Below are 19,972 nucleotides of genomic sequence, written 5' to 3' on the forward strand. Positions count from 1 at the left end.
CCGGCCGCATAGGAGCAACCGGGCAACCGGCCCGGTGGTTCCTCTTAGCATGGTTTGGCTACTCACCGAAGGATTCGAAGAAGTCCTTCATCCGCGAGAAGAAGCCAGCCGACTGGGGACTGTTCTCCTTGGAAGAAATGTTCTCGAACTCCTCAAGAAGCTCCCGTTGCTTCTTGGTGAGGTTTTGCGGCGTTTCTACGGCCACCTGAATGTAGAGATCACCGACCTTGGGTTGCCGGAGAACCGGCATGCCCTTTCCGCTCAGGCGGAACTGTCGTCCGTTCTGGGTGCCCTCGGGCACCTTCACTCGGGTCTGGGTCCCATCGAGCGTGGTGACCTCAAATGCGCCACCCAGCGCCGCCGTGGTCATCGAGATGGGAACCTTGCAGTAAAGGTCCGCACCGTCGCGCTGGAAGAACTCGTGCGGCTTGACCGAAAGGAAGATGTAGAGATCGCCGGCCGGTCCGCCGCGCAGGCCCGCTTCGCCTTCACCCGCAAGGCGGATGCGTGTGCCGTCTTCGATGCCGGCGGGAATGTTGACCGAGAGCGACCGCTCCTCGGCTACGCGTCCCTGTCCGGAGCATTTTGGGCAGGGGTCGGAAATGGTTTCGCCACGCCCCTGACAGGTCGGACAGGTGCGCTCGATGGAGAAGAAGCCCTGCGCGGCGCGCACGCGGCCGGAGCCGTGGCACATCTGGCACTGTGTCGGAGAGGTGCCGGGCTTCGCGCCCGTGCCGGCACAGTCGTCACAGGCCACGGCCGTCGGCACGCGGATCTGCCCCGTCTTGCCCGTGAAAGCCTCTTCGAGGGTGATTTCCATGTTGAAGCGCAGATCCGCGCCATGCTGGCGGCCACCGCGGCGTCGTCCGCCGCCGCCCATCATGTCGCCGAAAATGTCTTCGAATATATCGGCGAATCCGCCGCCGCCGCCACCGAAGCCACCACGGCCGCCCATCCCGCCATTCTCGAAAGCGGCGTGACCGAACTGGTCATAGGCTGCCCGCTTCTGAGGATCGCGCAGCGTCTCGTAGGCTTCGTTGACTTCCTTGAACTTCTGCTCGGCTTCGTCGTCGCCCGGATTGCGGTCAGGATGGTACCGCATGGCGAGCTTGCGAAAAGCGCTTTTAAGTTCCTTCTCGTCGGCGTTTCTCGACACGCTGAGCGTCTCGTAAAAATCTGCCTTCATCAATGAGAGTCCCGCATAGTCTATCTGGAGCGAACACCGTTCCCCGATCAGTGCCCGTTATTTAGGTATTCGCGACAGCGAATGCCATAGTTTTCATGAGATTGCCAGCCATGGGAATGAGACAGAGGCTCCATCTGGCTGCATGGAGCCGATTTCAGTTTGTCTCGGCTGCGGGCCTGGCCGGAGCGGGGCTGGGCCGTGCAAGACCGGCGGCCCGCAACAGGTATCCGGACAGCGTGTTTTCGAAGAAGCGGAAAGACGCCATGGCGACGATCACGGTGAGCAGCATGACAAAGCCCGTATAGCCAAAGAAAAGCGCAATGGAATGCGACTGAATGTGATGGCTCCACAGATAGGAATAAAAGAGGCTCTCGGTAACCGGATGCCAGAGATAAACACCAAACGAGACCGCGGCGGCCGGGCGCAGGAAGGCCGGATAGCTGTACCTTTCAGGATCGTTGCGCTCAACAAGCCCCGCCAGGAAGACAGCGACCGCCAGCAGGAGCAGCGTCACATAGATGTTCAGCTGCAGCAGCATGGAGGCGCAGGCAAGCAGGATGGCGGCCCAGGCGGGCCACCGCGCTGAAACCGTCACGGCAGAGCGGCGCACGAGAACCGCGAGCAGGGCGCCCAGAACAAAATCGGCGAAGGTGCGGTACGCGCCCCAGGTATCGGCCATGACCCAGCTTTCGAACGGCATCACACCCGTGTGCACCATCAGCTCAAGCACCGCATAGCAGGCAACAAGCAGGACGAAGAGGCCGGCAAGTCCGGCACGGCGAAAGGCGAGGATGATGACGGGCAGCAGGAGATAGGCAAACCACTCCGCCGAAAGCGACCAGGAGACAAAGTTGAAGGAGAGCCTGTCTTCCACCCCCCAGGCCTGTATGAGCAACAGGTTCGAAGGCAGCGCGCTCCAGTCGTAGAGCTGCGGCTCCCCACCCGTACGCAAGACGCCCACGGAGACGAGAAGGCCGATCAGAACGAAATAGGAGAGCGTGGCGAGATGGAGCGGGTAAAGGCGGATCAGTCGCTTGTAGAGATAGATACCGTAGCTCCGGGCATCGCGGACCTGCTCTCCATAACGCGCGAAGATCAGAAAGCCCGATATGATGAAGAACATGTCGAGCAACGGCCTGAGCGGCGCCAGTTCGTTTTTCAGGGCAAGCCCTTCACCGGGCGCGAAATGCCCGAATGGTAGAGCATGATCAACAGCGCCGCGACAAAGCGCCATATCTCGAAGAGCCGGTACCGGATCATTAGCCTCCCCTGGCCAATCCGCAGTTTTTATTTTGCCGGCAAGTCTATTGGGAGGAGGTTTAAGAAGATGTGAAAAAGCCCGGGACGCAAATCCCGGGCTTTTCTGGTCGTTCTGTCAGGGTGTTCAGGCCGACTTCTTGTCGTCTTCGTCGATTTCCTCGAAATCGGCATCCACGACATCGTCGCCGGAGGCTTTTGCATCGGCAGCAGCGTCTGCCTCTGCCGCTTCTGCCTGGCTGGCCTCGTACATGGCCTGACCGAGCTTCATGGAAGCCTCGGCGAGCGTGTTGGTCTTGGCCTTGATGTCCTCGGCGTCGTCGCCTTCGACAGCGGTCTTCAGCTCGGCGAGAGCATCTTCGATAGCCTTCTTCTCTTCCTCGGAGACCTTGTCGCCATATTCGCCGAGCGACTTCTCGGTCGAGTGGATGAGGGCTTCGGCCTGGTTCTTGGCTTCAACCGCCTCGCGGCGCTTCTTGTCGGCCTCGGCGTTGGATTCGGCATCCTTCACCATGTTCTCGATCTCGTCGTCGCTGAGACCGCCTGAAGCCTGAATGCGGATCGCCTGCTCCTTGCCGGTGCCCTTGTCCTTCGCGGACACGTTCACGATGCCGTTGGCGTCGATGTCGAACGTGACCTCGATCTGCGGCACGCCGCGCGGTGCGGGCGGAAGGCCGGTCAGGTCGAAGCGGCCGAGGCTCTTGTTGTCGGCGGCCATTTCGCGTTCGCCCTGGAACACGTTGATGGTCACCGCATTCTGGTTGTCCTCGGCGGTCGAGAAGACCTGGCTCTTCTTGGTCGGGATCGTCGTGTTGCGGTCGATCAGGCGGGTGAACACGCCGCCCAGCGTCTCAATGCCCAGCGAAAGCGGGGTCACGTCGAGCAGCAGAACGTCCTTCACGTCGCCCTGCAGAACGCCGGCCTGAATGGCGGCACCCATGGCGACCACCTCATCCGGGTTCACACCCTTGTGCGGCTCCTTGCCGAAGAAGCTCTTCACGGTTTCCTGAACCTTCGGCATGCGGGTCATGCCGCCGACCAGAACCACTTCGTCGATCTCGCCGGCATTCATGCCGGCATCCTTGAGCGCCGCCTTGCAGGGCTCGACCGTGCGCTTGACCAGATCCTCGACGAGGCTCTCGAACTTGGCGCGGGTGAGCTTCATGGTCAGGTGCTTCGGACCCGACTGGTCGGCGGTGATGAAGGGCAGGTTGATTTCGGTCTGCGACGCGGACGACAGCTCGATCTTGGCTTTCTCGGCAGCCTCTTTGAGGCGCTGGAGAGCCAGCTTGTCCTGCTGCAGGTCAATGCCCTGCTCTTTCTTGAACTCGGCCGCGAGATATTCGACCAGACGCATGTCGAAGTCTTCACCGCCAAGGAACGTGTCGCCATTGGTGGATTTCACCTCGAACACGCCATCGCCGATCTCCAGGATCGAGACGTCGAACGTGCCGCCGCCAAGGTCGTAGACGGCGATGGTCTTGCCGTCCTTCTTGTCGAGACCGTAGGCGAGGGCGGCCGCAGTCGGCTCGTTGATGATGCGCAGCACTTCAAGGCCGGCGATCTTGCCGGCATCCTTGGTGGCCTGACGCTGGGCGTCGTTGAAGTAGGCAGGAACGGTGATCACCGCCTTCTCGACCTTCTCGCCGAGATAGGATTCAGCCGTTTCCTTCATCTTCTGCAGCGTCATCGCCGAGATCTGCGAGGGCGAATAGGTCTTGCCATGCGCCTCGACCCAGGCATCGCCATTGTCGGCCTTGATGATCTTATAGGGGACCAGCTTCTTGTCCTTCTCGACCGTGGGGTCGGAGAAGCGGCGGCCGATCAGGCGCTTGATTGCAAAAAGGGTGTTTTCCGGGTTGGTGACCGCCTGGCGCTTCGCCGGCTGGCCGACCAGACGCTCGTCCGAATCCGTGAAGGCCACGATGGACGGCGTGGTGCGTGCACCTTCCGCGTTCTCAATAACCTTGGCGTCCTTGCCGTCCATGACGGCGACGCAGGAATTGGTTGTTCCGAGGTCGATACCGATAACTTTTGCCATGTCTTCTCTCCGCAAAGCAGACTGTCAGGACCCATTCCGGCGTTCCAGATGACAGCCCCTGTTCACACGAATTTGCTGCGGCCGCATCTCTGAGTGAAACGCGCCGAACAGCTTCCGGGCGTATATAAGAACGCTATTTTTGCAACGCAAGGCGGGATTTGCCTCGATTTGGAACGAACCGGCCCTCGGTTCGGCAACGCGCGTCTCCACCAGCCCCGCCCCGGGCGCGCCGGCCATGCATATCGACATTTGAAGCAAAGCCAATTTGTTTGCGCGCAAAGGTTGTGTGAGTGCTCTTCGTCTGGGGGGCAGACGGGTGTGGCATCGGCTCGGTGCCCGCAGGAGTGTCGATGCTCGCAGAAAGTCTCGTGTCTGGGGGATTGTACGTTTCTTCTTTGTTTCAGGCGATTCCGGCATGGGAGCCCGCCACCCTGTTCCCGGCCGCCTCCAGCATGGTTGCGGACGTAATAGACAAGGGTTCTCATGCGCAGCGGCGTTCGGCTTTCCGGGCAGTGTTGCCGGCGCTCAAAAGGGAGGTCGAAGCGACCTGCCTCTCCGCCGCCGTCTATCACGAAGCGCGGGGCGAGCCTCTGAGCGGACAGAGGGCAGTTGCAATGGTGATCGTGAACCGTGTTCGCTCGCCGTCGTTTCCCCATACCATCTGCGGCGTGGTGTTTCAGAATGCGCACAGGCCATATCGCTGCCAGTTCTCTTTCACATGCACCGGTATCGCTCTTCTCCCAAAGGAAAAGCGGCCATGGCGTCTTGCGCAGGAAATCGCCGTTTCCATGCAGAACTGCACGCCAGACTGTCGCGTCGAAGCCGGATCGGAGGATGGCGGCCTGCACGCCGTGAGCGCGGCCACGCACTATCACGCCAGCTATGTGCGGCCTGGGTGGGCGCGGCGTCTGCACAGGCTGGGGCGGATCGGAAGACACATCTTCTTCACCGGAAAGGGCGGGGATAAGGCCTGAATGCAGCTGGGTTCTTAAACGGCCTCCCAGCATCATGGCCAGCAGCGCGATAGATGGCATCGATCAGCTTCTGGTTCTTCACCGAATCCTCAAGCGTAAAGATCGGCACTTTTTCCCCCTGCGCGGCCAGCACGATGGCTTCCGCCTGCAGTCGGTATTGCCGTGCACGGGGAAAGCGGTGGACGCTGGCGCTGTTGTGATCGGCGCTGAACATCGTCACCCGCGTGTCGCCGTAATCGGGTGTGTTGAAGGGCGCATTGACCTCGATGAAGCCCCTGTCGCCGTGGAACAGCATGCTCTGGCGAAGTGCCATCTGTGTCGACACATAGAAGCTCAGCTCGAAGGAGCCGAAATCGGCCTTGACGCTTGAATAGATGTCGGTGCCGAAGTTGGGATCGCGCTCGACCATGGCCTGCACGCGTTCGGGCTCCAGCCCGGTGGCAAAGCGCGTGGTCACCGTCGGATAGACGCCGATGTCGGGAAGACCGCCACCGCCAAGCTCCGGCTTGTTGCGCATGTTGTCGGGATCGACATTGTGGTAGCAGAACACGCCCTGCACATGCCGCAACCGTCCGATCGCGCCTTCGGCGATCAGATCGCGCACCTTGTGCCATTGCGGGTGATAGGTGACCATGAAGGCTTCCGAGACGACGACATTGTTGCGGTCGCGCGCCTCAATGACGCGGGCAATGTCCTTGGCGTCGAGCGCCAGCGGCTTTTCCACCAGAACGTGCTTTCCGGCATCCGCCGCCTTGATGGCAAAGGCAACATGGTCGGAAGTCGGCAACGGAATATAGACGCCATCCACATCGGGTGAGGCGAGAAGCGCGTCATAGGAAGAAAACACATGCGGTATGCCAAAACGTGCTGCCACCGCTTCCGCCCGCGCGGCATCGCGGCTGGCGATCGCCGTCACGACGCCGTTTTCCGAATCCTGAATCTGCGGAATAACCTGCTCGCGACCAATCCTGGCCGTCGAAAGAACGCCCCAACGGAACATGCACTTTCCTCCTGTTTTGCGCAGCAACACATAGAGCATTTTGCAGTCAGGTGGAATCACCTGACGTCCGCACAAATGCGGGAAGAGAGGGAAGGATTGAGCGGAGAAGCGTTTCTATGAAACGGTGATCCGCTCTATGCCGGGGGTTGAAAACTGACAAGGTTTCGCACGCCTTTTTGTTCTGCTAATGTTCTGAAAACCCCTTGGAGAGGCGTATGTCAGTGGATGAACCCGTCCATCTTGTGGAAGATGCGGAAACCGGAGACCGGTTTCTGATCTACGATGGTGAAAGGGGGCTGCGGCTCGATATTCGATACGAGGGCGAAACGCTCTGGATGACGCAGGAGCAGATCGCCCGACTTTTCGGGCGCGACGTTTCCGTCATATCCCGGCACATTTCGAATGTGATCGCCGAAGGGGAGCTGGAGCAGGAGAGCAATTTGCAAAAAATGCAAATTGCTCGGTCGACAAAACCAGTCACGCTCTACAGCCTCGACATGATCATTTCAGTCGGCTATCGGGTTTCCTCCGCACAGGCCACGCTGTTCCGGCGCTGGGCAACCGGCATTCTGGTTCAGTTTGCGCGCAGCGGCTTTGTGGTGGATTCAGCGCGCCTCAAGCAGGAGCGCGACCGCATCGCCGAATTGCGGGAGATCATCCGTGACATTCGCTCAGATGAGGCCAATGTCTATCGTGAACTGCAAGCCATCTGCGCTCTCTGTCAAGACTATGACGGCAGCACCGCCAGGGCGCAGGGCTTCTTCCAGAAAACGCAGGCCAAGCTGATCTATGCAGTTGTTTCTCAGACACCCTCGGAGTTGGTGATGGCGCGTGCTGATCATCAGGTCGAGAATATGGGGCTGCAAAGCTGGCCGGGCGATAAGATGCGTAAGCGGGACGTAACCGTCTCCAAGAACTATCTTGCCGAGGCCGAAATCGGTGAACTCAACCGCCTGACCACCATCCTTCTGGATATCTTCGAGGATCAGGCCAAGCTGGTCGATTGGTTGTCATGGACGATGCGTCGCGTTTGCTCGACAAACAGTTGGAAAGTCTTGGCCGGAGCGTCCTGCGATCGGGCGGCAGTGTGAGCGCGGATACTGCAAAGGATCATGCGCGCGCGGAATTCGAGCGGTTTTCTGAACAGCAAAAGATCGAGCGCCACAAAAAAGCGGACGAGCACATTGCTGTGCTCGTCCGCGAAGCGAAACGGCTGCCGAAAGGGCGCCGCTGAACGCAATCAGCCCCGCAGCGTGCCGCCGGTCTGTTTGCCGACATTGGCGACGATGCGGCCGGCGATGGCTTCCAGTTCCTCATCCGTCAGCGTCTTGTCGCGCGGCTGGATCGAGACTTCGATGGCAACGGACTTCTTGTCTTCACCGAGCGAGGGGCCTTCAAAGATGTCGAACACCCGCACACCGGTGACGAGCTTCTTGTCGGCCGCCGCCGCCGCCCGCTCGATGGTTGCTGCCTCCACCGACTTGTCGACCACGAAGGCGAAATCGCGCCGCACGAGCTGGAAGGGCGAAAGGTCGAGACGCGGCTTGGTGCGTGTTGCCTTGGCCTTCGGCTCGGGGATCGCGTCGAGGAACACCTCGAAACCGCAGATCGGTCCTTCGGCATCCAGCGCTTCCAGCGTGCGTGGGTGGATTTCGCCGAATGCGGCGAGCACGATCTTCGGTCCAAGACGGATCGTTCCCGAGCGACCGGGGTGATACCAGTCGGGGCCGCCTGCAACGATCTGCAACTTGTCCACTGGAGCGCCCGCAGCCTCAAGGGCCGCCAGCGCATCGGCCTTGGCATCGAACACGCCGACGGAGGCGCTGTTGCCCGACCAGTGGCGTCCCGCACCGTCCATCACCGCTGTGCCGCGGCGAATGCCGCCCGCCACACGGCGCTGGCCTGCATAGCTGTCGTTCTCATAAGTGCTCGACACCTCGAACAACGCCACATCGGCGTAGCCACGCGCGGCATTGCGCTGGGCGGCTGCGATGAGGCCCGGGAGAAGCGAGGGGCGCATGTCCGACATGGAGGCGGCAATGGGGTTGGAGAGCTTCAGCGACGCATCGCCACCGCCGAAGAGCTTTGCCTGGGCCTCGTCGATGAAGGTCCAGGTGACCGCCTCCATCATGCCGCGCACGGCCAGCGCGCGCCGCGCATTGCGGGTGCGGTTTTGCAGAACGGTGAGGATCTGGCCGTTGACCGCGCCATGGGAGGGCAGGGGCTGCGGCGCAATCTCGTTGACCCCGTGAATGCGCATCACCTCTTCCACCAGATCGGCCTTGCCGTCGATGTCGGGTCGCCAGGACGGCACTGACACTTCCAGCACATCGCCATCGCCGGTGGAGGCGAAGCCGAGGCGGTTGAGAATATCTTTGCTCTCGGCGCTTGAAACCTCAAGGCCGGTCAGGCGCTTCACCTCGCTCACCGGGAAGGTGATGCTGCGAGGCTCATAGCCTTTGTATCCAACCACGCGGCTTTCGCTCGGCTCACCGCCGCACAGGTCGAGAACGAGCTGCGTGGCAAGCTCCAGGCCGGGTTCCATCATCTCCGGGTCGACGCCACGTTCGAAGCGATAGCGCGCATCGGTGATAATGCCGAGATCGCGGCCCGTACGGGCGATGTTCATCGCGTCCCACAGGGCGGATTCGATCAGCACATCCGTGGTGTTCTCATCGCAGCCCGAATGCTCGCCACCCATTATGCCGGCAATGGATTCCACGCCGTTTTCGTCGGCAATGACGCACATTTCCGGCGTCAGCTTGTATTCGCGCTCGTCGAGCGCCTGCACCGCCTCGCCATCCCTGGCGCGGCGCACGGTGAGATTGCCTTTCACCTTGGCGGCGTCGAAGACGTGGAGCGGGCGTCCCCGGTCGAAGGTCACATAATTGGTGATGTCGACCAGCGCATTGATGGGACGCAGGCCGATGGCCGCGAGGCGCTGTTGCATCCATTTTGGCGAGGGGCCGTTCTTCACGCCACGCACGAGCCGCAGCGCGAAACCGGGGCAAAGCTCCGGCGCTTCGATGGCGAGTTCGACCGGGCAGGCCCCCTTGCCCGCCACCGGCGCGATGGGTGCATTCTTCAGCGTGCCGAGGCCTGCGGCTGCCAGATCGCGCGCAATGCCATGAACGCCGGTACAGTCTGGCCGGTTCGGCGTCAGGCCGATCTCGATCACCGGATCGTCGAGCTTCGCCCAGCTTGCGAAGGAGGTGCCGACAGGGGCGTCTTCGGGCAGGTCGATGATGCCGTCATGCTCCTCCGACATCTGCAATTCGCGTTCCGAGCACATCATGCCGTGGCTTTCCACGCCGCGGATCTTGCCGACCGAGAGCGTGACGTCGATGCCAGGCACATAGGTCCCGGGCGCGGCAAAGGCACCGACGAGACCGGCACGCGCATTGGGCGCACCGCACACCACCTGCACCGGCTTTCCGTCGCCCGTGTCGACGGAAAGCACGCGCAGCCGGTCGGCATCGGGATGCTGCTCGGCGGTCAGAACCTTTGCGATCACGAAAGGCTTCAGCGAGGCCTTGTCGTCCACCTCCTCGACCTCGAGGCCGATCATGGTGAGCTTTTCGACGATCTCGTCGAGCGTGGCATCGGTCTCAAGGTGCTCCTTGAGCCAGGAGAGCGTGAATTTCATTGGTCTATCTCCTTAGGCGCTCAATCCGCCGAATAGTGTCGGCAGGTCCAGCGGGCGGAAGCGTAATGCTCAATCCAGCGCACATCGGCGTCGAAATAGTCGCGCAGGTCCGGCATGCCGTATTTCAGCGTGGCGATGCGGTCGATTCCCATGCCCCAGGCGAAGCCCTGGTATTCGTCTGGATCGAGATTGCAGGCGCGCAGCACATTGGGGTGCACCATGCCGCAGCCGAGGATCTCCATCCAGTCATTGCCCTCGCCGAAGCGCACTTCGCCCGGCTGCGAGCGGTCGCACTGGATGTCCACTTCCAGGCTCGGCTCGGTGAAGGGGAAGAAGGACGGTCGGAAGCGCATGTTCAGCTGCGGCACTTCGAAGAACGCCTTGCAGAACTCCTGGAGGACCCATTTCATGTTGGCGACATTGGCCGTCCTGTCGATCACCAGCTTCGAGCTGGTGGAACATGGGCGAGTGGGTCGCGTCCGAATCCTGCCGGTAGGTCTTGCCGGGTATGACAATGCGGATCGGCGGTTCCTGGGCTTCCATCGTGTGGATCTGCACCGGCGAGGTGTGCGTGCGCAGAAGCTTGCGCTCACCCTTCTCATCCGGCGGGAAGAAGAAGGTGTCGTGCATCTCGCGGGCCGGGTGGCCTTCAGGGAAATTCAGCGCCGTGAAATTGTAATAGTCGGTCTCGATGTCCGGTCCTTCGGCGATGGAAAAACCCATGTCTGCGAAGATGGCGGTGATCTCGTCGATGACCTGGCTGATCGGGTGGATGCGGCCGCGCTCGGCGGGTGCCCGCCGCACCGGCAGGGTGACATCCACCTTTTCGCGCTGGAGCCGTGCGTCGATGGCGGCGTTGCGCAGTGCGTCGCGCCGTTCAGTCAGCGCTTCGGTGACGCGCGCCTTCAGCCCGTTGATTGCAGGGCCCATCACCTGCCGCTCTTCCGGAGACATGGAGCCGAGCGTCTTCAGCATCTGCGAGACCGAGCCCTTCTTGCCGAGCGTGGCGACGCGCACTGCCTCGATCTCCTGCTCGTCGGCGGCAGTCTCAATCTGCCCGGCGATGGTCTTTTCCAGTTCCTCGAGTTCGCTCATGCCTCGTAGCCCTTTTTGGGTTTGATGTCGTGCTGGCTCATTTCCGCGGGCGTGGCCGCCGCGTTGCCGAGAGCCGTTTTCAAAAACCGTGTTGCTTTCAACACGCGCTTGCCGTCGCTGCCAAGCCCCCAGTGCTCGATTGCGCCAAGAAGGGGGATGAGCGGCGCGAAAAATCGGATGATCCGCCGCAGTTCTTCCGCCACCAGCCGCGGCGGCTCGGCGAAATAGGCATCGAATGCCATTTGCGGCGTGTCGGGCCGCTTCGCCTGCATGCAGATCTGCAGGAACAGAAGCCACACATCGCGCGCCTGCGCCGTGGCCAGCGGCATGGCGGCTTCGGGCTCCTCTTCGAAGTCGACAAAGCCCCAGCGGCCGTCGCTGGTGATGAACATGTCGCGCGGGTGCGGCCTGCCATGGCACAGGCCAAGGCCATGTGCCCTGCGCAACGCCTCCGCTGCCTGCACCAGAAGCCCGTCATGGGCGCCGTCCTCGCCATGGCGCGCGAGCATGTCGAGCTCGCTCTGCGCGATGGGCGCGACATTTGACAGAACCAGAACCCGGTCGTTGCGGAAAAGCAGTTTCGCCGTCGGCAGCCCTGCCTCGCGGAACGCTTCAAGCTTGCGCACTTCGCGCTCGATGGCGGTTGCTGTGTTGGTGCTGGGTGAGGCGCGTAGAAAGGCGGCGGGCATCAGCGGCGTCAGTGTCGTATGCAGCCATTTGGCCGCCGGTTGCCGCTCTACGTCATAGCGTTTGATCCAGACGGTATGCCCGTCCAGCACAGTTGACGAAACGCGCTGACGCTCACCGGTGATGAGCAGGCGCAGGAGCTCCGCCGTCGCCGCCGGCGAAAGCACGTCCTTTTCGCTTGTCGTTTCGTTGTTCATGGTCTTCATCGCAAAGAAAAACCCGCGCCAGCCCTGCCAGCGCGGGTTTCCCGAATTAAACCTGTTTGCTTCGGGAAGCGCTAGCCTTAAGCGACAGCGCTTTCAAAAGCATTCGGGGTGGTGTCCTTGAGGTACACGAGCGCTTCCTTGGACTTCTTCACCAGAGCGGCGAAGGCCTGCGGCTCATGCACGGCCATGTCGGCCAGAACCTTGCGGTCGATCTCGATGCCGGCCTTGTTGAGGCCGTCGATGAAGCGGCCATAGGTCAGGCCGTGTTCGCGCGCGCCGGCGTTGATGCGCTGGATCCACAGAGCGCGGAAATTGCGCTTGCGGGCCTTGCGATCGCGGTAGGCGTACTGCAGCGACTTCTCGACCGCCTGCTTGGCGATGCGAATGGTGTTCTTGCGACGGCCGTAGAAACCCTTGGCGGCTTTCATGACCTTCTTGTGCTTGGCGTGGGCGGTAACGCCCCTCTTTACGCGTGCCATGACATGATCTCCTTAAATCTGTTCCGGGTTCCTGCGATCACAGGCCGTAGGGCATGAACTTCTTCACGATCTTCGTATCGGGATCGGAAAGAACCATCGTGCCGCGGGCATCGCGGATGAACTTGTTGGAACGCTTGATCATGCCGTGGCGCTTGCCAGCGGCTGCGACTTTCACCTTGCCGGTGGCGGTTACCTTGAACCGCTTCTTGACAGAAGACTTCGTCTTCATCTTGGGCATTTTGCTTCTCCGTTCTTTCGCCTGCGTCGATCTGCGTAAAAAGCGCGCCGGGTGGCGTCGGCTTCTCACAGTGTCGCGCATGCGCATTTCAGCATTAGGGACCGCCACGGCATGCCCTGCCGGCCGGTCCAGGAACGCGGCCTTATAGCGGCGGCGGGCGGTTTGCGCAACTCCTGATTTGACCGCGTGGCGGCGCCGGCTCAGTAGAGACGGAACAGTATGGGCAGCAGTCCGAGATCCTGAACATACTCCACCAGCTCGAAGGCCGGCATGGCCAGGAAGAAGATCAGCCGTCCCGCAGCGTGCCATAGAGCCGCTCGGGCAGAATGGTCAGTGTCTTTGGATCGTGGAAGAGCTTCGGGTTCGGGATGAAGCCCGGCACGCGTGCCAGATAGGCCTCATAGGCCTCGCCGAATGTTTCGCGCAGGTGGTGTTCTTCCCGGCGTGTGGTGATGCTGAGAATAAAGGCCGCCAGCACGCCGCAGATCGCCGCAGCCACCATGCTTCCGGTCTGGGCGCCGACCCCCATGGCTCCAAGGGTGGAGAAGAGATAGAGCGGATTGCGCGTCATGGAATAAGGTCCATCCTGCACAAGTTCCGCAGCCTTGCGCCCGCCAATGTAAAGCGTGCACCAGAGTCTGCCCGCGATGGCGATGCCGATCAGACCAAGGCCCGCGATCTCGATGATCTCCTCGATATCGATGCCGAGAGGTTGATAGTGCGCCCAGCCCGAGTGGAAGAAGAGAACGAAGCCACATAGCAGCGCCGCGATGAGCCAGAAACTCGCGATGCGCAGGCGCTGGAACTGCCCCAGCGCAATTTGATGGATCGACATTCTCATATCCCCGGATGATGGTTTGCCACAGCGCCGTGCATGCTCCTGGGCGCACGGGGCCACGCGTAGGGAAAGAATGCGGCGCATTTGCGAAAGAAAAAGCCGGAGCGAGCCCCGGCTTGTTGTCGTGTTGGTGTGCGTCTTTAAGGGCGCAGTGCCAATCAGGTGGTGCGCGGCGCCAGGACCATCATCATCTGACGGCCTTCGAGCTTCGGCTCGGCTTCCACCTTTGCGATGGGCTCGACCTCTTCCTTGACACGGTTGAGGAGCTGCATGCCGAGTTCCATATGCGCCATTTCGCGGCCGCGGAAACGCAGCGTCAGCTTGACCTTGTCGCCAGCCTCGAAGAAGCGGCGCACGGCCTTCATCTTCACCTCATAATCATGGGTGTCGATGTTCGGACGCATCTTGATCTCCTTGATCTCGATGGTCTTCTGCTTCTTGCGCGCCTCGGCAGCCTTCTTCTGGCTCTGATACTTCATCTTGCCAAGATCGGTGATCTTGCACACGGGCGGCTTGGCGTTGGATGCCACCTCGACCAGGTCAAGGCCGGCTTCCTCGGCAAGACGCAGGGCGTCTTCCGTGTCGAGAACGCCACGGTTGTTGCCTTCGTCGTCGATGAGCTGAATCTGGGGAACCCGGATGTCGCGGTTTGCGCGCGGGCCTTCTACTTTCTGAGGCGGCGCTTTGAATGGTCTGCGAATGGTCGTGATCTCCTCGAATTGTTAAATCACTGGTTACGGCATTGTCTTCAGGCCGAGGCGTATGTCGTCTCGGCAGGTGAAGTGTCAATAGCATATAAGGTCAAAAGAATCACGTTTCTCGTTTTGCCTGAATGGGAATGCGTGTGATCGATGGTTGGTTCCGGCATGGGAGACAGTTGATGAATGACGGCAGGGCGAGCTTTCTGACGATCGGCGAGACGCAGATCGCATACCGGCGTCGGGAGGGCCGCGCACCGGGCGTCGTCTGGCTGGGCGGCTACAAGTCCGACATGCTCGGCACCAAGGCCGGGGCGCTGGACGCCTGGGCCGCTGAACAGGGGCACGCCTTCCTGCGGCATGATTATTCCGGTCACGGTGAATCCGGCGGTGCATTCATGGATGGCACGATCTCGCTATGGCTGGAGCAGAGCCTTTGTGTCCTCCGGGCTCTCACGAAAGGGCCGCAGATCCTCGTCGGATCGTCCATGGGGGCGTGGATCGCGCTCCGCATGGCGCAGGAACTGCACCGGGCAGGTGAGGGCGACCGTCTCGCCGGCCTTCTGCTTCTGGCTCCCGCTCCCGATTTCACCAGCGAACTGGTCGAGCCCAAACTGTCTGACGCAAATCGGCGGGAGCTTGAGGAGAAGGGCTATATGGAAGAACCTTCCGAATATTCCGACGAGCCCTACATCTATACGCGCGCGTTGTTTGAAGACGGCAAGCGCAACCTGGTGCTCAATGGCATTCTCGATACCCACTGCCCCGTCCATATCCTTCAGGCAAGGCCGATCCCGATGTCCCCTTCACCCATGCCATGCGGCTGACCGAGCATCTGCCGGCAGACGACGTCACCCTGTCGCTCATTGGCGACGGCGACCACCGGCTTTCCAGACCGCAGGACATAGCCCTGATCCTGCGGTCACTGGAAGGTTTGGTGGACCGTGTCGTTTAGCCCGGTTGCCGGGATGTCGCGGAACTGCGCAAATAAATATCGAAAAAACAATGATTTGCGCGATTCTCGTTTATCAATTCCTTGAATCTGGGAAAACAGCACCCATCTCGAAATCATGCAGCTTCCCGGGGGTTGCATGCTCAAGGAAAGGAACGGGTGAACATGACAAATTCTGCGCTTATCCGTCCCGCCTGGACGCCTGCGACGATTGCTCTGATGGTGGTGGGTTTCATGGTGTTCTGGCCGCTCGGCTCGCCATGCTCGCCTACATTCTGTGGGGTGACCGGCTCGGGGAGTTCAAGAAGGACGTGAACCGAAAAACCGATGAAGTCTTTGCCGGCTGCCGGCGTGCATCAAAACGCCATGCGTTTACAGGCAACGTTGCCTTTGACGACTGGCGCACGAAAGAGCTGGAGCGCCTCGCCGAGGAACGCCGCAAGCTTGACGAGATGCGCGACGAGTTCGACGATTATATGCGCGAGCTGCGCCGGGCCAAGGATCAGGAAGAGTTCGATCGTTTCATGAACGAACGCAACAAGGGTCGCAAATCGGGCCGCGGCGAGTCCGTCCCGGATGTGACCGACGAAGACTGATCTGTTGGATGGCAGGTAAACGGTTGAAACGGCATCTCATTGAGGTGCCGTTTTCTTTGCGCGTTTTTCTCCGCGAATCGCTTATCCTTCTCCAATGGCGCTTGGTTTCCTCAACAAGATGATCGGGCTGAAAGTGGCGGCTCCTCCGGCCGAGCGCATGCACCGCGTTGCCGGGCGCGAACTGCCGCTGCGCATTGTCGAAAATGCCAGAGCAAGGCGTCTCACCCTGCGCATCGAGCCGGGTGGGCGTGGGCTTCGCGTTACCGTGCCGCGGGGTCTCTCCCGCTCCCGCGAGGTTGAAGAGTTTCTTGACCGCCACACCGGCTGGCTTGAGGAAAAGCTTAAAAAACTGCCTGAGCGTCCTCTGGTCCGGCCGGGCATCAAGATCCCTGTGCGTGGTCTGCCGCATCTCATCGTGCACGATCCTGCGGGTCGGGGTGCCGCGCGGCTTGTCGTGCAGGAGGGGGGCCCTGTGCTCATTGTACCGGGTGATGGGGAACGCCTGCCGCGCCGGGTCGCCGATCTCCTGAAGCGCGAGGCCAAGCGCGACATCGAGGCGCTGGTGGCAAAACATACCGCATCAATCGGCAAACGCGCCCGCGCCATCCGCTTCCGTGATACGAAGAGCCGCTGGGGGTCATGCACCTCCGACGGTGCGCTCTCCTTTTCCTGGCGCATCATGATGGCCCCGCCGCTGGTGATCGACTATCTGGTCGCCCATGAGGTTGCGCATCTGAAAGAGATGAACCACGGCGCCCGCTTCTGGAAGCTCTGTCGCGAGCTCTGCCCTGAAACCGATCGCTGCAGGGACTGGCTGAAGCGCAACGGCACCGCCCTGCAGGCCATCGGTTTCGAGTGAGCCACGGTCGCGCCAGGCAGGGGCGCGGGTTTCTGGGGCGTTGGGCGCCTGGCGCGACCGCCTCCTGCCTCGACTCCGCCGCCATTTCGTGCCACTTCCCTGTTATGACACTCGACGTGAAAATCTGCGGGCTGAAGACCGAAGATGCCATGGCGGCAGCACTCGATGGCGGTGCGAGCCATATCGGCTTTATTTTCTTCGAGAAAAGCCCTCGCCATGTGGAGGCCGATACGGCTGCAAGCCTGCGAAAAGCAGCCCTTGGCCGCGCAAAGGCTGTTGCCGTCACGGTCAATGCCGATGATGCGGGACTGGATGCCATTGTGAGCGCGGTCCGGCCTGATATTCTGCAGCTTCATGGCGGTGAAAGCCCGGAGCGTGTCGCCGAGGTGAAAGCGCGCTACGGCCTGCCGGTGATGAAGGCGTTCGCCATCCGCGAGGCGACCGATCTGGAGCGGATCGCGGCCTATCGCGGCGTCGCCGACCGTTTCCTGTTCGACGCCAAGCCGCCGAAAGGATCCGAGCTTCCCGGCGGCAATGGTGTGTCCTTCGACTGGCAGCTTCTGGCGGGCCTTGACGATACTGTCGATTACATGCTTTCCGGTGGCCTGAATGCGGCCAATATCGGTGCGGCTCTGAAAGCCGTGTCGCCGCGCGGAATAGACATTTCGTCTGGCGTTGAAAGCGCGCCCGGCGAGAAAGATCCGGAACTGATACGCGCGTTCTTCGCCGCCGTCCGGCTGGCGCTTGAAACCGACACGGCTCCGGCATGAGGAGAACGCCTTGAACAAACCGGCAGAACCCAATTCCTTCCGGATCGGCCCTGACGATGAGGGCATGTATGGGATCTTCGGCGGCCGGTTTGTGGCCGAGACGCTGATGCCGCTGATCCTCGATCTGGAGAAGCACTGGAACGAGGCCAAGGACGACCCGGCGTTTCGCGCCGAGCTTGAGCATCTGGGCCGTCATTATACGGGCCGCCCCTCGCCGCTCTATTTCGCCGAACGCCTGACCGAGCATCTGGGCGGCGCGAAGATCTACTTCAAGCGCGAGGATCTGAACCACACCGGTTCGCACAAGATCAACAACTGCCTCGGCCAGATCCTGCTCGCCAAGCGCATGGGCAAGACCCGCATCATCGCCGAGACCGGCGCCGGCCAGCATGGCGTGGCCTCTGCCACCGTGGCCGCCCGCTTCGGCCTGCCCTGCGTGGTCTATATGGGCGCGACAGACGTGGAGCGGCAGAAGCCGAATGTCTTCCGCATGCATCTTCTGGGCGCCGAGGTGAAGCCGGTCTCTTCCGGCCACGGCACGCTGAAAGACGCCATGAACGAGGCACTGCGCGACTGGGTGACCAATGTCGAGGACACCTATTACCTGATCGGCACCGCAGCAGGCCCGCATCCCTATCCCGAACTGGTGCGCGACCTGCAATCGGTGATCGGCACGGAAGCGCGCGAGCAGATCCAGGAGCTCGAAGGCCGGCTGCCCGACGCCATCGTGGCGGCAGTGGGCGGCGGCTCGAACGCCATCGGCCTGTTCCACCCCTTCCTTGATGACCGCCAGGTGGAAATCCACGGCGTCGAGGCCGGCGGACACGGGCTGGAGGGTGACGAGCACTGCGCCTCCATGACGGCGGGCCGCCCCGGTGTGCTGCATGGCAACCGCACTTATCTTCTGCAGAATGACGACGGGCAGATCCTCGACGGGCATTCGGTCTCTGCGGGGCTCGATTATCCTGGCGTTGGGCCGGAGCACAGCTGGCTGAAGGATACGGGCCGTGTGATCTATTCGCCCATTCTGGACGATGAGGCGATCGAGGCGTTCCAGATGACGACGCGTCTTGAGGGGATCATCCCGGCGCTGGAATCGGCCCATGCGATTGCCCATGCGATCAAGCTCGCGCCGACCATGGGCAAGGACCAGATCATGATCGTCAATTTCTCCGGGCGCGGGGACAAGGACGTCCACACCGTTGGAAAGATGCTCGGCATGGAGATGTAAGCATGTTCGAAATCTATCGCTCCAAGCAAAACCTGCACCACTACGTGGCCATTCGCCAGGACGACGATAGGGAAAATCCGAAGGGGATAAGGGAGAGCCAGAACCTTGCTTTCCTGACCCATGTGGCCGATGACGGCGCGCCGCGCATCGCCTTCGACCCTGAAGAGGCGAAAAGCCGGATCGAGCGCGATGGCTTCTATGCCTTTGCCGTCACCATTGAAATCCGCGAACACGCTGAGGGATAAGCTGGTCGCATTGCATTGCCGCGTTCGTGATCGAGCGTAGAGGCCGCTGCAACCGCAAGGACTGCAAGACGGCGTGGGGGCGCCGCGCTGGACGTACGAGGACCCGGAACCATCATGATCACCCGCATTGACCGCCGCTTCGCGCGGCTGAAGGAAGAAAACCGCCCCGCACTCGTGACCTATTTCATGGGCGGCGACCCGGATTATGAGACCTCGCTCTCGATCATGAAGGCGCTGCCTGCGGCCGGCAGCGACGTGATCGAACTGGGCATGCCCTTCTCCGACCCCATGGCCGATGGCCCGGCCATTCAGGCCGCCGGCCTGCGCGCGCTCAAGGGCGGGCAGACGCTGGCGAAAACGCTGCAGATGGCACGTGACTTCCGCCGGGATGACGACGACACGCCCATCGTGATGATGGGCTATTACAACCCGATCTACATCTATGGGGTTGAGCGCTTCCTCTCCGACGCGAAGGAGGCCGGCATTGACGGGCTCATCATCGTCGACCTGCCGCCGGAGATGGATCAGGAGCTTTGCGTTCCAGCCATCAAGGCCGGGCTGAATTTCATTCGCCTTGCAACACCGACGACCGACGAAGAGCGGCTGCCGAAGGTGCTGGAGAACACGTCGGGCTTCGTCTATTACGTGTCGATGACGGGTGTGACGGGCTCGGCCCTGCCGGACACGAACAATGTTTCGGCGGCGGTTTCGCGCATCAAGGAACACACGGATCTGCCGATCTGCGTGGGCTTCGGCGTGAAGACGGCGCGTCAGGCCAGGGCGATTGGCGAGGCGGCGGACGGTGTTGTGGTCGGCAGCGCCATCGTTGCGGCCATCGCGCAGTGCTATGACGCGAACGGCAAGCGGATCGAAGACCCCGCAGAGGCCGTCGCAACTCTTGTGAAGGGGCTGGCGGACGGCGTGCGGGAAGCGCGCCTTGCTGCTGCCCGATAATTGGCGCATCCTCGGTATGC

16 protein-coding genes and 4 pseudogenes are annotated in these 19,972 nt (G+C 61.5%); 9 read left to right on the top strand and 11 right to left on the bottom strand.

Annotated features, from left to right (window positions below; translation table 11 throughout):
- Window positions 1-58: 58 nt before the first annotated feature.
- The 3 genes from dnaJ to dnaK form a co-directional block, all read right to left on the bottom strand.
- Window positions 59-1,186: a molecular chaperone DnaJ gene (gene dnaJ, locus JCM21793_RS05395; RefSeq protein WP_025029700.1), complete on the bottom strand. Its 1,128-nt coding sequence runs from the start codon at window positions 1,184-1,186 to the stop codon at window positions 59-61.
- A 154-nt stretch (window positions 1,187-1,340) separates the two neighbouring features.
- Entirely contained in the window at window positions 1,341-2,420 is a 1,080-nt protein-coding gene (locus JCM21793_RS24325; RefSeq protein WP_244439671.1) for an acyltransferase family protein, read from the bottom strand.
- A 150-nt stretch (window positions 2,421-2,570) separates the two neighbouring features.
- Window positions 2,571-4,484, bottom strand: a complete 1,914-nt coding sequence (gene dnaK, locus JCM21793_RS05405) for a molecular chaperone DnaK (RefSeq protein ID WP_025029701.1) — start codon at window positions 4,482-4,484, stop codon at window positions 2,571-2,573.
- 452 nt (window positions 4,485-4,936) lie between these two features.
- Between dnaK and JCM21793_RS05415 the strand changes: the two genes are divergently transcribed.
- Window positions 4,937-5,458 (top strand): cell wall hydrolase, encoded by a 522-nt coding sequence (locus JCM21793_RS05415; RefSeq protein WP_100213198.1) that lies wholly within the window; start codon window positions 4,937-4,939, stop codon window positions 5,456-5,458.
- Here JCM21793_RS05415 and JCM21793_RS05420 read toward each other — a convergent pair.
- Window positions 5,430-6,458: a Gfo/Idh/MocA family protein gene (locus tag JCM21793_RS05420; RefSeq protein WP_025029703.1), complete on the bottom strand. Its 1,029-nt coding sequence runs from the start codon at window positions 6,456-6,458 to the stop codon at window positions 5,430-5,432. The two genes, JCM21793_RS05415 and JCM21793_RS05420, sit on opposite strands and share 29 nt — an antisense overlap.
- Window positions 6,459-6,793: 335 nt before the next feature.
- Here JCM21793_RS05420 and rhuM point away from each other — a divergent pair, with 335 nt between their 5' ends.
- Complete coding sequence (gene rhuM, locus JCM21793_RS24330) at window positions 6,794-7,549, top strand: RhuM family protein (protein WP_244423475.1); 756 nt, start codon at window positions 6,794-6,796, stop codon at window positions 7,547-7,549.
- A gap of 149 nt (window positions 7,550-7,698) precedes the next feature.
- On the opposite strand, the gene pheT is transcribed toward rhuM, so the two are convergent.
- The 7 genes and pseudogenes from pheT to infC all read right to left on the bottom strand — a co-directional run bounded on the left by pheT (window position 7,699) and on the right by infC (window position 14,348).
- Window positions 7,699-10,104, bottom strand: a complete 2,406-nt coding sequence (gene pheT, locus JCM21793_RS05430) for a phenylalanine--tRNA ligase subunit beta (RefSeq protein ID WP_025029704.1) — start codon at window positions 10,102-10,104, stop codon at window positions 7,699-7,701.
- 12 nt (window positions 10,105-10,116) lie between these two features.
- Window positions 10,117-11,199, bottom strand: a pseudogene (gene pheS / locus JCM21793_RS24335) (phenylalanine--tRNA ligase subunit alpha).
- Window positions 11,196-12,083, bottom strand: coding sequence for a BUD32 family EKC/KEOPS complex subunit (locus JCM21793_RS05440; RefSeq protein WP_025029705.1), 888 nt, complete (start codon window positions 12,081-12,083; stop codon window positions 11,196-11,198). Before JCM21793_RS05440 ends, pheS begins: the two are co-directional and overlap by 4 nt.
- 86 nt (window positions 12,084-12,169) lie before the next feature.
- On the bottom strand, window positions 12,170-12,571 hold the full coding sequence (rplT, locus tag JCM21793_RS05445; RefSeq protein ID WP_025029706.1) for a 50S ribosomal protein L20: 402 nt from the start codon (window positions 12,569-12,571) through the stop codon (window positions 12,170-12,172).
- Between the two features lie 37 nt (window positions 12,572-12,608).
- Window positions 12,609-12,809 carry a 50S ribosomal protein L35 gene (gene rpmI, locus JCM21793_RS05450; protein ID WP_007009054.1) on the bottom strand — a complete coding sequence of 67 codons (201 nt, stop codon included), beginning with the start codon at window positions 12,807-12,809 and terminating at the stop codon, window positions 12,609-12,611.
- Between the two features lie 200 nt (window positions 12,810-13,009).
- Window positions 13,010-13,644, bottom strand: a pseudogene (locus JCM21793_RS24340) (methyltransferase family protein).
- Window positions 13,645-13,805: 161 nt separating this feature from the next.
- Window positions 13,806-14,348, bottom strand: a complete 543-nt coding sequence (gene infC / locus JCM21793_RS05460; protein ID WP_081487733.1) for a translation initiation factor IF-3 — start codon at window positions 14,346-14,348, stop codon at window positions 13,806-13,808.
- A 179-nt stretch (window positions 14,349-14,527) separates the two neighbouring features.
- Here infC and JCM21793_RS24345 point away from each other — a divergent pair.
- From JCM21793_RS24345 to trpA, 7 genes and pseudogenes are all read left to right on the top strand, one after another.
- Window positions 14,528-15,300, top strand: a pseudogene (locus JCM21793_RS24345) (alpha/beta hydrolase).
- A gap of 162 nt (window positions 15,301-15,462) precedes the next feature.
- Window positions 15,463-15,893 (top strand): annotated as a pseudogene (locus tag JCM21793_RS24350) (DUF2852 domain-containing protein).
- Between the two features lie 94 nt (window positions 15,894-15,987).
- A complete protein-coding gene (locus tag JCM21793_RS05480) occupies window positions 15,988-16,752 on the top strand; it encodes a M48 family metallopeptidase (RefSeq protein ID WP_025029708.1) in 765 nt (254 codons plus the stop codon).
- 104 nt (window positions 16,753-16,856) lie between these two features.
- Window positions 16,857-17,522 (top strand): phosphoribosylanthranilate isomerase, encoded by a 666-nt coding sequence (locus JCM21793_RS05485; RefSeq protein ID WP_025029709.1) that lies wholly within the window; start codon window positions 16,857-16,859, stop codon window positions 17,520-17,522.
- Between the two features lie 10 nt (window positions 17,523-17,532).
- Window positions 17,533-18,753 carry a tryptophan synthase subunit beta gene (trpB, locus tag JCM21793_RS05490; RefSeq protein WP_025029710.1) on the top strand — a complete coding sequence of 407 codons (1,221 nt, stop codon included), beginning with the start codon at window positions 17,533-17,535 and terminating at the stop codon, window positions 18,751-18,753.
- Window positions 18,754-18,755: 2 nt separating this feature from the next.
- Window positions 18,756-18,998, top strand: coding sequence for a hypothetical protein (locus tag JCM21793_RS05495; RefSeq protein ID WP_007007162.1), 243 nt, complete (start codon window positions 18,756-18,758; stop codon window positions 18,996-18,998).
- Between the two features lie 114 nt (window positions 18,999-19,112).
- Entirely contained in the window at window positions 19,113-19,952 is an 840-nt protein-coding gene (gene trpA, locus JCM21793_RS05500) for a tryptophan synthase subunit alpha (RefSeq protein WP_025029711.1), read from the top strand.
- Window positions 19,953-19,972 lie beyond the last annotated feature (20 nt).

The sequence above is a fragment of the Nitratireductor aquibiodomus NL21 = JCM 21793 genome, assembly GCF_000615975.1.
Lineage (GTDB): Bacteria > Pseudomonadota > Alphaproteobacteria > Rhizobiales > Rhizobiaceae > Nitratireductor > Nitratireductor aquibiodomus.

Excerpts from the sequence above, each read along its gene's own strand:
- JCM21793_RS05420 (WP_025029703.1), bottom strand. The coding sequence starts at position 6,458 with ATGTTCCGTTGGGGCGTTCTTTCGACGGCCAGGATTGGTCGCGAGCAG.
- pheT (WP_025029704.1), bottom strand. The coding sequence starts at position 10,104 with ATGAAATTCACGCTCTCCTGGCTCAAGGAGCACCTTGAGACCGATGCC.
- rplT (WP_025029706.1), bottom strand. The coding sequence starts at position 12,571 with ATGGCACGCGTAAAGAGGGGCGTTACCGCCCACGCCAAGCACAAGAAG.
- dnaJ (WP_025029700.1), bottom strand. The coding sequence starts at position 1,186 with ATGAAGGCAGATTTTTACGAGACGCTCAGCGTGTCGAGAAACGCCGAC.
- rhuM (WP_244423475.1), top strand. The coding sequence starts at position 6,794 with ATGACGCAGGAGCAGATCGCCCGACTTTTCGGGCGCGACGTTTCCGTC.
- JCM21793_RS05485 (WP_025029709.1), top strand. The coding sequence starts at position 16,857 with ATGACACTCGACGTGAAAATCTGCGGGCTGAAGACCGAAGATGCCATG.
- rpmI (WP_007009054.1), bottom strand. The coding sequence starts at position 12,809 with ATGCCCAAGATGAAGACGAAGTCTTCTGTCAAGAAGCGGTTCAAGGTA.
- JCM21793_RS05440 (WP_025029705.1), bottom strand. The coding sequence starts at position 12,083 with ATGAACAACGAAACGACAAGCGAAAAGGACGTGCTTTCGCCGGCGGCG.
- dnaK (WP_025029701.1), bottom strand. The coding sequence starts at position 4,484 with ATGGCAAAAGTTATCGGTATCGACCTCGGAACAACCAATTCCTGCGTC.
- trpA (WP_025029711.1), top strand. The coding sequence starts at position 19,113 with ATGATCACCCGCATTGACCGCCGCTTCGCGCGGCTGAAGGAAGAAAAC.
- JCM21793_RS05495 (WP_007007162.1), top strand. The coding sequence starts at position 18,756 with ATGTTCGAAATCTATCGCTCCAAGCAAAACCTGCACCACTACGTGGCC.
- JCM21793_RS05415 (WP_100213198.1), top strand. The coding sequence starts at position 4,937 with ATGGTTGCGGACGTAATAGACAAGGGTTCTCATGCGCAGCGGCGTTCG.
- JCM21793_RS24325 (WP_244439671.1), bottom strand. The coding sequence starts at position 2,420 with ATGGCGCTTTGTCGCGGCGCTGTTGATCATGCTCTACCATTCGGGCAT.
- JCM21793_RS05480 (WP_025029708.1), top strand. The coding sequence starts at position 15,988 with ATGGCGCTTGGTTTCCTCAACAAGATGATCGGGCTGAAAGTGGCGGCT.